Annotated in this window: 10 protein-coding genes; 5 read left to right on the forward strand and 5 right to left on the reverse strand. The window is 52.2% G+C overall.

What is annotated here, in order from left to right; genetic code table 11:
• The 4 genes from PHQ97_01850 to PHQ97_01865 form a co-directional block, all read right to left on the reverse strand.
• Positions 1 to 923, reverse strand: a 923-nt coding sequence (locus tag PHQ97_01850; GenBank protein ID MDD4391476.1) for a 50S ribosome-binding GTPase, incomplete at its 3' end; no start/stop codon positions are given.
• On the reverse strand, positions 892 to 2,883 hold the full coding sequence (locus PHQ97_01855) for a 50S ribosome-binding GTPase (protein ID MDD4391477.1): 1,992 nt from the start codon (positions 2,881 to 2,883) through the stop codon (positions 892 to 894). The genes PHQ97_01855 and PHQ97_01850, both read right to left, overlap by 32 nt.
• A 271-nt stretch (positions 2,884 to 3,154) precedes the next feature.
• Positions 3,155 to 3,733: a hypothetical protein gene (locus PHQ97_01860; protein ID MDD4391478.1), complete on the reverse strand. Its 579-nt coding sequence runs from the start codon at positions 3,731 to 3,733 to the stop codon at positions 3,155 to 3,157.
• Positions 3,734 to 3,831: 98 nt separating this feature from the next.
• On the reverse strand, positions 3,832 to 4,602 hold the full coding sequence (locus PHQ97_01865) for a SagB/ThcOx family dehydrogenase (protein ID MDD4391479.1): 771 nt from the start codon (positions 4,600 to 4,602) through the stop codon (positions 3,832 to 3,834).
• A gap of 257 nt (positions 4,603 to 4,859) precedes the next feature.
• Here PHQ97_01865 and PHQ97_01870 point away from each other — a divergent pair, with 257 nt between their 5' ends.
• The 4 genes from PHQ97_01870 (at position 4,860) to PHQ97_01885 (ending at position 9,519) form a co-directional block, all read left to right on the forward strand.
• Positions 4,860 to 5,156 (forward strand): ISAs1 family transposase, encoded by a 297-nt coding sequence (locus PHQ97_01870; protein ID MDD4391480.1) that lies wholly within the window; start codon positions 4,860 to 4,862, stop codon positions 5,154 to 5,156.
• Between the two features lie 115 nt (positions 5,157 to 5,271).
• The gene (locus PHQ97_01875; GenBank protein MDD4391481.1) at positions 5,272 to 6,024 is read left to right on the forward strand and encodes a ThiF family adenylyltransferase; all 753 of its coding nucleotides are present in this window, start codon (positions 5,272 to 5,274) and stop codon (positions 6,022 to 6,024) included.
• Entirely contained in the window at positions 6,021 to 6,740 is a 720-nt protein-coding gene (locus PHQ97_01880) for a hypothetical protein (protein MDD4391482.1), read from the forward strand. Before PHQ97_01875 ends, PHQ97_01880 begins: the two co-directional genes overlap by 4 nt.
• A gap of 1,036 nt (positions 6,741 to 7,776) precedes the next feature.
• On the forward strand, positions 7,777 to 9,519 hold the full coding sequence (locus tag PHQ97_01885) for an SLC13 family permease (protein ID MDD4391483.1): 1,743 nt from the start codon (positions 7,777 to 7,779) through the stop codon (positions 9,517 to 9,519).
• Between the two features lie 119 nt (positions 9,520 to 9,638).
• Here PHQ97_01885 and PHQ97_01890 read toward each other — a convergent pair whose 3' ends face one another.
• Positions 9,639 to 9,821, reverse strand: a complete 183-nt coding sequence (locus PHQ97_01890) for a hypothetical protein (GenBank protein MDD4391484.1) — start codon at positions 9,819 to 9,821, stop codon at positions 9,639 to 9,641.
• 610 nt (positions 9,822 to 10,431) lie between these two features.
• On the opposite strand from PHQ97_01890, the gene PHQ97_01895 reads away from it, so the two are divergent.
• A complete protein-coding gene (locus tag PHQ97_01895; protein MDD4391485.1) occupies positions 10,432 to 12,294 on the forward strand; it encodes a methyl-accepting chemotaxis protein in 1,863 nt (620 codons plus the stop codon).
• Positions 12,295 to 12,586 lie beyond the last annotated feature (292 nt).

Raw genomic sequence — 12,586 nt, forward strand, 5'->3', positions numbered from 1 at the left:
CATGCCCGGATTTCCGGGACCCGGATGGAAGCCGATATCTGCTGCCGTAAAAAGGCCATCAGGTGATCGCATCGCTTTGTCCGGGTGCTGATATAAGCGCCGGGCGAATTTAACTCATCGGTAAGCATGGATTTGAGTGCCGGGTATTCGTTGAACGGATGCAGCGGCATGGCAGTTTCATCCCAACCGGGTGCTTTTAAAAAGGCGCGGGCAGACACGGCAAAGATGCGTTTCACGTCTTTGTCCCATCCGGTTTGAAGGCAGGCCCTGAAGTCCTGGATGATGTCATTGAGTTCGGTTTCCAGTACCCGGTCGCATTCGGTCAGCACCACAAACAGCTGATCTTTGGGGTAGGCGTCCACAAAAGGACGCATGAAATCGATATGGTCGCGGCGTTTGGGATTTCGGGCGGAAAATCCGCACAGCAGCACGTCGGTATGGTGGAGTATCTGTCCGATCAGTTCATGGTGCCGGAGGTTTTCAGCACTGTCGGTATCCGGGGTGTCGATCAGGATCATGTTCGGGAAGGCATGGGCATCCGGGCCGGACACCACGCGGATCGTTTCGCTTCCCATGTCATCGATCAGAAACCGCGCATCCTCCCGCTGCTCGCAGAGAACAACAAAATTGCGGGTGGTCGGCCGCTGATGCCCGGTGGGCGATAGATCGTCCATTCCGGCGATGGCGTTAAACAGGGTGGATTTTCCGATTCCCACGCCGCCGATGATTGTCACGACCAGCTTTCGGTCCATCCGCTCGGCGATGGAGGAGAGGGTCTCTGAAATCAGACGGCACTGGGCCAGCAGGGATGCGCGGGGCTTCCATCCGGTCAGCGGCTCCAGGGCCTGTATGATAGACTCAAGTTCCTGCTGAAGCCCGGCAATGCGGCCCTCAGCTTTGATCAGTGTTTCTTCGTGAATCATGGACTAATGACGCTCCTGTGTGGATGATATCGGTAATCATATTCTCGACCGATTCCAGCATGGCCGACAGCTGTTCACAGCGCTTGTCGATGTTGATGAAAAAATCGCCGGATATGCGGGTGTCGAAAAAGCGGGATAGATCATTTTTCCGGATCTCCAGCCATTTTTCGGCTACCGGCCGGATCAGGCGTTGCAGCTGCAGCCGGTCAGCCTCGTTGAGCCCGGTTGACACGGGAAGTGCAATCAGGGCGGCTAAATCATGCATTCCAAAAAGGCCGCTGATTTTCGCAAGAATTGTCCCGCCGGCCACTGCATCCCCGGTGGTAAATATGTATACCACGGCCAGCGCGCTGGGAATGGCGTTCAGGGACGCGAAAAGGGTTTCCCGGTACCGGTTCCAGCGACCCATGGCACCCCGGAAGCCGATGATGTGATCTTTGAGTTCCGCTTTGATGGCTTCCGGCATAATGCCGAGCTCACCGGCTGCCTGCTCGACCGACTGCCGGACCATGTTCCAGTCCATATCCGTGAGCGGCCCCTTGAATTCATCTGCCGCCGGATGGGCCTCGGCCGTGATACGCAGCGTTATCTGATCCGATGCGCGTTCACACAGGGGAAGGGCTCTGCCCTTCAGATCCTTAAGTTTCCGGATTCTGTCTGTCCGGCGTATCATGCCGGCACCATTCGGATCGGTGGCCGTGGTATTGACGCTCAGCGTCTGATCCAGCAGCCGGGACCGGAACCGGTTGCAGGCCTTCAGACAATCGCTCTCGAACGTCAGGCCCGGATCTTCGGGGACTGTTTTTTCGGGAAGGGGTTGTGAAAATCTGTTTTTCAGCCATTTTACCGGGCTGCCGGCAATGTTGCCCATCCGGCGGAGGCCTTTGACCAGGCCGGGACTGGTCTGGCACCACAGCTCATGGGTGTATGCCACGATATCATGAAGCGGAATGGAGGATATGGAATCTGCAACGGCGCGGCTCTTCGCCACTTTGCACATATCGGTGTAGAGCAGCAGCTTTTCATGCGACAGGCGGCATTGCTCGAGGCTGTTCCGGGCGGTCTGAACGGCATCGGCCAGCGCGCTGTGAATGTAATCGCCCCGGATGTCCCGGGGCGTCAACCGGCCCAGCAGGTCATTCAGGCTGTGCTCCGGGGTGTCAACCGGCTTAAGTTCCATCAGCCGGTCACCGGATGCCACCTCATTGCAGTCGCTGGTACGGTAATATCCCAGGACGTAGTCGGCAAAATCGTCACCATAAAGGTTTTGAGCCAGAACGTGAGCATGTTCGATGACTTCCTCGTCGGTAAAGGAATCATACACCCGGTAGACCAGCACGCATTTTTTCCTGCCGATCTGCGTCAGCATCCGGGAGACGAACCGCTGGCCGTCCAGGTTGTTATAGGTGGCATTCGTAAAAATAAATACCAGCACATCGGCGGCTTCCAGAACCTGCCTCGCACTGTCCCGGTTGTCATATTGCCCGCTGCTGCCGGTATCAAAATCAGGGGTGTCGATGAGAATATAGTTCGGATTGATTTCATCGGAGGCCACATATACCGGGGGTCCGGTAACGATCAGGTCTTCGGCGGATGTCAGGGGGAGGGGAATGCAGCCGAACGGTTCAAACAGGATGCCGAGAAAATCGTCCCGGTTCATCATCGATCCGTGACCTGCGGCCAGTACCCGCCGGGTCAGACCCGCCTTTCCGGCTACAGCCGAAAGCCGGCATCCGATGATGGAATTAAACAGCGTGGATTTGCCGGTGCTGCCGCCGCCGCACACCGCAACCAGCAGTGGAAACTCCGGATCGATCCGGGGCAGCAGTTTGGTGTCCAGAACGTTCATCCAGCCGGAAAGATCGATTTCATCTGTCAGCTGAAGTTGTCTGACCACTTCCGGCAGCCGGCGCCTGAGGTTTGACAGGCTCCGGTGAAGATTTTCTGAATCGGTTTGCATGGAAAATACTCCTTGCGCATTCAAATTGCCATGATATCACATATTCAGAAAATATCAGAATACCGGTCATAAAGTAAACACAAGCTTCTTTATTTTTCATGTCTTTTGAACCCTCTGGCGCACGGGGCGTCCTGCTTTCAGCAGTCAGGCTGACAGACGGGCTCGCATTTGCCGGTTATTTTTTATCAGGACGAAAGGATATCAGGCTGGCGGGCCAGCTTTGTGTATAAGCTTGCCTCGGGTAAGATCGGTTCCGGGTACCGTGTTTTTATTATTGTGACAATGGCTCCACGCAGTGTTTCAGATTTTTCCAGAATTTATTTCGTTTTTCCGAGTCCGGGGGCGAGGTGGCAGGCAGTTCGAGAAAGGGAACCTCGATTTCGTCTTTTGACAGTTCCTCGGTCAGGATTTCGATCATGATTCCTTTGAGCAACGGGTCATCCGGGTCGGGATAGTCGATCGGAACCGGTGATTCGGTATGGAACCGGTTGACCTTGTGTTTTCCCCAGTGAACCCCGCAGGTCGGGCTGTTCTCAAGCCCGATGAAGCAGGTCAGGCGGTATTTGTTCCGGATGAACTCCCTGACCATGAGCATGGGCACTTTCAGCAGCTGCTTGCAGTGTTCCCGAAAGAAAATATTGTCATATTGCTGACGCCCCTGGGGATTTCTCAAAAGGCCCATGGCCGTGGTTTCCGGGCAGGGATACTGGATAATGCCGACTTTTCGTGACAGCAGATAATCCATCAGCTCCCGAGTCAGGGGGAAATTCTGCCCCAGAATGTGAACGCGCGTATAAGGATTGACCAGACAATTGGCAATCAGAATGATTTTCCGGTCCTTTTTGCTCATGATGTCCCTTTTTTCTGTTTTTTTGAATTTACCGCCCGTTTGCTGCGCTCACTCGAGTCGCTGAGAACGCGGAGAAAAAAATATTTAATCTCTGCGCCTCAAGCGAAGCGGGCGGTGTGAATCTTTCCCACCGGTGCCAGATACACGGCAAATTCGTCGGTGCCGTCAACCTGAATCAGCTCGTCAAGCAGGTCCTGATCGTATGCGGCCACCGCGCATGTCCCTGCCTGAATGGCTTCACAGGCCAGGTAAAGATTCTGGCACACATGTCCGGCATCGATCAGAATCACCCGGTGCGCCGCATGGGCGTAGCGCCATTCCATCCGGTAGGGCAGGGCAGCCCAGACAAAGGTGATCGCTCCTCTGGCAACAAAATCCTGCCCCAGACAGGCACGTGAAAGCCGCTCTTCCATGTGCTTGACCTCACCCATTACCAGAAGTTCGTTTTCAACCGGCAGGTACCGGTAAAGTCCGGGTTGAAGGCCGTCAACCCGCATGACCCAAAGGTACGTCTCAAAACTGTGGCGTGCTCCGGCCGACGGCACGGTCCGGTAGGCAGCGTGCGGGCCCGCAACCTTTCTGATGCCCTGCGTGGCCCACAGCAGAAAAGCGGTTTCTTCGATGCTCAGCGAGCCGGATGTGAATTTGCGCCGGCTTTTCCTGCCGGAGATGGCCGAGAGCAGATCCGTTTTTCCGATAAGCGGCGCCCACTGGTCAGGGCTTGGCAGCCGGACCCGGGGAGCGGCCGGATCAAAGGGCTTTTCGACCGGCGGTGCCGGCACGCCCCGGCTCTGGTCCGTGGTCCGGAAGTCAATGGATTTGCGGATGGTGTCTTTGAGAAAAAAACGGTATATCCCGGTCTTGTCCATGAAAGGTCCTTTCGGAAGGTTGCAGAGGCTGGAGATACAACGGCTTCAGCCCGTTGTCGTTCATTCATTTAATCGATATATTTCAAGTTACTGGAAGCGGGGCCCGGTGTCAAATTGATTTGAAATTTCAGCTTCCCCCCTGATTTTGTCTTACGGAACACAGGAATTTATTATTTCTGGCACCAGGCCAGGGTAACCGCATTTGGTTTAAATGTACTACCCCTTGAAATTATTAACAATATTTCAAGTAGGTCGACATGGCAAAAGACGTGGATTCATCCATTTTAAAGCATTTCTCTGTTCTTTCCGACTCAAGAAGAGATAATAGGCGTCACAAACTGATTGACATCATAACAATCGCGATATGTGCTGTTATCGGAAACGCTGACAGCTTTGAACATATCGCCGAATTTGGTCGGGCAAAACATGAGTGGTTTAGAGGATTGTTAGAGCTTCCGCATGGAATTCCGTCTGCGGATACATTTGAACGGGTCTTTGCCAGAATTGATCCCGTTGAACTCAAAACCTGTTTTATAGAGATGAAAGCAGGATAAGAAAGAATAATGCCCCGGAAAACTTGGCGGTGCTCAGGCATACGAAGGCAAGCCGGTCAAGCTGGCGGTGGCCTGGAGCCGCTTGTATGGTGATTCGTATTATCGGGGGGTTCAAATGGCGGTGAATTTTGCCTCGCCTCGAACGGTTGCGCGCAATAAAACCGATGTGGTACAGGAGCGCCTGGCCCAATGGACTGATTCGCCGACCCGGGTAGAGACCTTCCAGGGGGATTTGACCCGGACGGATGCGGTGGCGCGGTTGATTGATCGGGCCGATGTCGTGATATCGGCGCTGGATAATTTTGCGGCGCAATCGGCCGTCGGGATGGCCTGCGAGCGGGCGGATATTCCCTTTGCCATGGTGAGCGCCATGGGCTTTTGCAGCCAGTATACGATGTATCTGCCGGGTCCATCGCATTCCTATTCATCGGCATGGAAACATTTTTCGCGCGGCCCCGGGCAGAAGTCCATAAATTTCGGTGATCCTGAAATTCGCCGCATGATGGCGCTTCAGTCGGTGCTGTTTGCGGTGGTGCTGGCCGGTTATACCGAAGAGGCGATTGGCGAAATGCTGGAGAACTTCCGGCTGCATGGTGTGGCGCATTTTTCGGATATTTCCTGTATGAACTATTTGTCGGCCTCTCTGGGCACGTTAAATGCGTTAAAGCATGTGACGGGGCAGGGGCGTGCGGTGGTTTTTCCGGAGGTGGTCAGTTTCGATATGAAGCGGATGCGTTCAGTTGATGGCCGGCAGATCATCGCGCGGGTGGGCCAGCTCAATCGTGTCTGGCGGCAGGGCACCGAGGCGGTGATGGCATGTGTCCGCCGGTGGCGCAATTCCGAGGACCAGGGAGACAGGTTGATATGACGATGACAACCGGGGATGCTGTCCGCTTTAAGATGGGGCGTGCCATGTTCGGCAGTGCGGGGTGGCAGGCCTTTTCAGACGCGGGCGTGGGGGTTTGGGCCGATGAGCGGCTGGCGGAGGATTTTTTGCAGTGCGCGGTTCAGTCGGGCATCGGAACCTTGCGGATCGGCACTGAGCACGCCGGACAGGAGGCGCACCTGCGCAAACGTTTGGAAGAATTTGTGCCCGCCGCTACGGCGATTCAGTTTGTTCACATGGCGGAGGACGGGTGCGATAAACTGACGGCGGATGGCTTTACCGGGGTTGCGTTTAATGTGTCACCGGAACAGGAGCGTGCTTTGGCCGCTGTATGTGCGCATTCCGCCACCCCGTTTGTCAGTGCAGTGGTTTTCGGGGGCGGGCTTTTGGTGCGCCATGTTCCGGCAGGCCAGGGGCATGTGGCTCAGCGCCCGGCATGTGACGATTTGTTGAAAATCCTGGCGACGGCGAAAACGCCTGATTGGGCAGGAACGATTGTGGGCAGGGCGGCCGGGTTTTATGTCTGGCATTTTGCGCAGGCCGCTCTCTGCTTTCAAAAAGCGGTTCCACAGTCTGTTTTGCTGGATTTGCTGGCCATGCGCTGGTGTGATGATGCAACGGCCATCGAACAAGTGTTTGCGGGAGACCGTGATCCCGAACAAATTCCCTGGCAGACATTGTGGACGCAAATGAAATGATTCTCGTTCATGTCGTCGGTATCGGTACACACACCGTTACGGTTCCGGATGGCATCGGAGAAAAACACTGAGACATTGAACTTTGATGAACTCGTAAAAAGTACCCCCACCCGTCATTCCCGCGCGGGCGTGAATCCAGAGCACACTGAAATGCTTGGACTTTTCTTTGGAAAAATATTTATTTTGTTTGCGGATTTCCGCGGATTTTTCGATAGATTTCAACGCCGGAACGATGTGAAAATATGAGTCAATTAAATGCTTGACATGCTCTGATTCTCGATATATACCGCATTCCGGTCTATTCACAGGTAAAAAAAGTCTATTGAATGAGATTCGAATAAGTTGCAGCCCCAGGCAGGGACTAAAGATTATAATTCCCCCCCAAAGCATCCCCCAATTATTGAGGGTGTTAAGCTTTTCGAGAGAATTAAACAGTTTAACATTTTCAAATATCCAGAGGCAAATCCATAGCCTCTCAGAATTATTTCAACCTGCCAAAGGCAGTTGTTCTGTCGAAAGCGTGCGGTTCGATGTGAGCAAACGACTTTTCTGCTGTTTCCCAATAATATTGATCTGATTTCGTTTGGCTTTGTTAAGTCCATGCCGATCGGAATATTGAGATTGCCGGCTGTGTTGCGCCGGATCTTTCACAGGATGCGAATAAATCGCTGCTGAGGCTGATAAGTCGTTTAGCAGTCTGTCGTCAGGAAGAGTGTTCCCGGATTTCAGGCAATTTTCAGCTGCCGTCCGGCACTGCCTGGTCTGTGGATTGGTGCGTCGACTCGATCATATATACGGAATCGAAATTCGATACGAGCGCTGAATTTAAAAAGGGGGTGATATAAAATCGTAAGAAGGCAAGTAATAGACGGTTTTGTAGAAAGCTCCATATCGGAATTTTAATTGCCGAGGCCCTTATGACGCTTAACCCGGCAGCCGGACTTTTTAAGAGACCGTCAGTTCTTATCCGTTCTTATCTGGTCTTATCTGGTCTTATCTGAAAATTACTGTAATTGTAACTCGGGAGATAATGTTTATGAGAAATTTTAAATTCACGTATGTTATAGCGGCTTTGCTGGCGCTGATGCTGTTTGTGCCCGCAGCGTTTTCCGCTCATGGTTCAGGAGCCGGTCATTCTGCGGAGATGATAAAGGATGGGGCGACCATTAATATTTCCGGAGTGATCCTTGATAACCATTCGGAACCGATCGCAGAGGCGGAGGTAACTGTTTTTGCAAACGATCAGGAGATCAACCGGGTTGAAACGGCTCGTCACGGCAATTATGTCGTACGGTTTCTGCTTGAAAAAGATAAAATCGAATCGACGATTATCCGCCTGGATGTTGAAAAGAGCAGTTTTAAATCCCAGAGCCTGCAATTTGAGGGAAAGGAACTCGCCCAGAAGGGTGACCATCTGTTCATCAGTGAAGATATCACGATGCAGCGGGTGCTTGGCCCAGCTTTCTGGATATCCACCCTGGTATTTATTCTGGCCTATGCGCTGATCACCTTTGAGGTGCTGCACCGGACAGTCGCCGCCATGCTGGGCGCCAGTCTGATGCTGGTCATTTCCTACACCATCGGAACGGTCAATCCGGAATATCATATTTTCTCCTTTGAACGGGCTATTTCTTCTATCGACATGAACGTTATCTTCCTTCTGATGGGAATGATGATCATTGTCGGCATCCTGAAGAATACAGGGGTGTTCCAGTGGTGCGCGTATATCTCCTACAAGCTGGCGAAAGGTAAAGTGTTTGTCCTTGCCATTTACCTGATGATCTTTACCGCCATAGCCTCGGCGTTTCTGGATAACGTTACCACGATGCTTCTGCTGACCGGGGTTGCCATTGAAATCTGTACCTCTTTGTCCATCAATCCGCTGTCCATGCTGATTCCTCTGGTTCTGGCCTCCAATGTCGGCGGAACCGCCACCCTGATCGGTGATCCGCCCAACATCATGATCGGTTCGTTTGCCGGTCTGACATTCATGCATTTTGTCGTTGCCCTGGGCATGATTTGTGTGCTCAGCACGGTGGCCCTGATTGTCTATACAAAAATGGTGTGGGGGAAAGACTATGATTCTGCCAAGGTCGATAACGTTTCGAAATATATCGAGCAGCTGAAAGAAAAATATAAAATCAAGGATCCGTCACTTCTCAGATACGGTCTGGCAGTCCTGTTGTTTGTTGTATTCCTGTTCCTCAGCCACGGGTACTGGCATATGGAAGTCAGTATCGCTGCCCTGATGGGCGCTGCTGTGCTTCTGACCATCGCGTTGGCTACAAAAAAAGTCCATCTCATTGAACTGATTGAAAAAGATATTGAATGGCCGACCCTGATGTTTTTTATTTTCCTGTTTATCCTTGTCGGTGCGGTGGAGTCCAGCGGACTTCTGGCATTGATCGCCGACTGGATTCTGAAACTGTCACAGGGTAACTTTATCATTGCCTGTAGCCTGATCCTGTGGGTAGCTGCTGTTTTGTCTGCGTTTGTCGACAACATTCCGTTTACCGCCACCATGCTGCCGATCGTGGCCTACCTGAGCCAGGTCATCCCGGGAGCTGAAAATACCCTGTGGTGGGCATTGGCGCTGGGCGCCTGCTTTGGTGGAAACGGAACCATGATCGGTGCATCGGCCAACGTCGTCACCATGGGAATCGCGGAATCCAAGGGCTATAAGATCAGTTTTATCGGATTTTTGAAAGTTGCGTTCCCCTACATGGTCATCAGCGTGATCATCGCCCATGTCTGGCTGCTGCTTGTCAGACCGGTCTGATGCGTTGCGGAACCTTTTGATGAAATGAATAGAACGGTACCTTAACCTGTTCCAGCCGTGTGAATCCATGCCGGCGGTAACGGAATGTGTCCAATGCACATGGACTTGTTAAGATAGCGTCAGAGATATGCGATCATCCGTCGCGTATGGAACCTGATTTGTTCGTTTGCCGTTGATAAGACAGCGGCCGTCAGCCCGGCGGGCAAAACCGCCGGTTGATGACAAGCCACCCGCTGCCCGGTCAGCCGGCAGATGAACAAATCGGTTCCGATTACCTTTTTCATTCCCCGGTACAATTCCATCCTCACACGCCTGCTGTCATTATTATTCCTTGCCAGTCGTCTCCGTCAGTCATAAATAACAAGGTCTGATATTGCCGTTTTACTGACTTGATTTGCTCTTTTTAAAAAAATTGACATTGTTCAGCGTTTTTTGAAAGGACATCGTTTACAGCTTCGTTTTGATATGGTACGACTTTCACCAGATCTTCCCGTGGCCCCGAATAATTGTTGGTTTCGATCCGGCGGTATGAGAACGAAGCGTAAATGTGCGGCAGAAAGGTCTCGTTTTTTTGTGGTTTTTTTAAGATCAAAGCGCTTAAAAGTAATACCCGCGTTACCGATAATTATTACGGGAGAGGACTAAAATCTGCAGTGCCCCATCTTTCAAATCTGCTCGAAAATATTAAAGCCGCTTTTTAACCTGCTATCCGGGTTGATCCGATTTTTTGCATTCATCAAAACGGCTGCCCGTCAGCAGGGCTCGAAACAAGGGCTTCTGGACAAATGATTTGCACATTATTTGTTTAAATCCTGCCGAGTGCCTGAGGCCGGATAGAGTTGAATCTCAGTTATTCTGACGCCGGTTTTTTTTCGGTATGCGCGACATCACATTCAGGGGAGGAAAGGTGAAATGGTTAAACAGGTTAAAAAAAAGACAATTGGAAAGATGATCGGTTCGGGTTTTGCGATAATTCTGATGCTCATGCTGGTCGTTGGGCTGACCTCTTACTGGGGTCTGACTCAGGTGATGAATGTCCAGGAACTTTATCAGGAAACCAATCGTCTGACGGAAAATTTCATTACTGCGCAAGTGGAGGTTTCGGACTATCTGCTCAACAATTTTGATGAGGGCCGGTCGTTGCAGGCCGCTGCCAGGGAGCGGGCGAGCCGGTGGCTCAAGCAGAGTCGGGAGCTGGTCCGGAAGATTCAGGGGCATCAGCTGCTGGTAGATGCCGGGAGAAAAGAGCCGGACATACTCCTGAAAAAGCTGAAAAGCTATGAGGGCGCTTTCGATGAATACTGTAACATCGAAAGCCGGAAAATGGATATGGAAAAAATCATTGTCAAGCAGGCCATGGATCTTAGAACGTGTATCGACGCCGGAGAAATATGGCTCGATCAGATGCAGAACGGTGTCGGGAAAATGGAGGTCGTTCTTGGCGGGTATATGAACCGGAATTCCGACAATCGCTGGAAACAGGTCAATATCGGATTTTCCGAATTTCAGGCTGCATACGATGAATGGTTCGCTAAAATCAATAACAGCGATAAGCTACGGGCGAAGGCGGAATTGATCGAAAGCGGGTTTGTCAAATACCGGGGGAGTATCCTGAAACACCACGAAGCGGTAGTAAATCAGGCCAATGTTTACAAACAGATGCTTGATGATAACGCGATGATAATGAAAGCAAAAGAGGCTCTGGCCGGATTCGCGGTTGAAAAGATGAAAGCGGTTAAGAAAATTTCGCTTACGGTCATGTGGGGGCTCCTGATTGCATCCCTGCTCATAGGAATTGTCTATGCGCTGGTTAACACCCGGAGGGTTGTGGGACGGCTGACACGGGTTATCCTTGGAATCCGTACCGGTGCTGAACAGGTAGCCGCCGGATCGGGTCAGGTGTCATCCACGAGTCAGTCGCTTGCCGAGGCATCCTCCGAGCAGGCGGCCTCACTTGAAGAGACTTCCTCGGTTCTGGAAGAGATGGCCGCAATGATCCGGCAAAATGCCGAAAATGCGGGCCAGGCTGATTCACTTGCCAAGGGATCCAATAAAATTGCGGACAAAGCCAATAAAAATATACGGCAGCTGACCATCTCCATGGATGAGATCTCAACGGCCAGTCATGACACATCCAAAATTGTCAAGACGATTGACGAAATCGCTTTTCAGACCAACCTTCTGGCACTGAACGCTGCGGTGGAGGCTGCAAGGTCCGGCGAGGCGGGCGCCGGGTTTGCGGTGGTGGCGGGAGAGGTGCGGAACCTGGCCATACGATCCGCAGAAGCCGCAAAAAATACTGAGGAACTGATCGACAGTACGATAAAAAAGGTCGAACAGGGGGCTATCCTGGTCAAGGCTACCAATGACGCTTTCTCTGAGGTGGTCGACAGCGCAGCCAGGGTCGGTGTGCTGGTGAGTGAAATAGCGGTCGCTTCCCAGGAACAGTCCCGGGGCATTGAACAGATCAATACCACCGTTTCCGAGATCGACAAGGTAACCCAGCAGAATGCCGCCAGCGCGGAAGAATCCGCGTCCGCTTCTGAAGAAATGAGCGCCCAGGCAGAACAGATGAAGGACTATGTGAGCGAATTGGCCGATCTGGTGGGTGCCAGGGGCGTTGAATCCGGGCGGCAATTCGGTGGCGATGGGGGCAAAACCAGTCAAAAGGCAGTTTTTCAGGGCCGTCAGACAGCCGGAAAGCAGCTGGCGGAGAAAAAAACGGAAGCCCTGAGTCCCGAGCAGATATTTCCGCTGGATGAAGCTGATTTTTAACAGTCGGTAAGCCCATTTCCTATTGTTCCGCGTTGTGCATCTCGAAAAGAGGCGGGCTCTGGTCATGAAACTGGAGACGCTTCGGCCGGCTGAGCGCAGTAGCTCCGCAGGGTCCGCCTTTTTCGAGAAGCGCAGGACAGCCTGCGTAAATTGCTAACAGTATCCCTTGACAATCTCTGGCAGTCATATATAACAAATCTATTCTTTATTACTTCCTGAAGCAGATCTCCCACTTGTTTTATTTTTCCTGAACGCATGTTGTGCATGCAGATCAAAGCCGGCTCCCATTCGT

The sequence above is a fragment of the Desulfobacterales bacterium genome (assembly GCA_028704555.1).
GTDB lineage: Bacteria > Desulfobacterota > Desulfobacteria > Desulfobacterales > JAQWFD01 > JAQWFD01.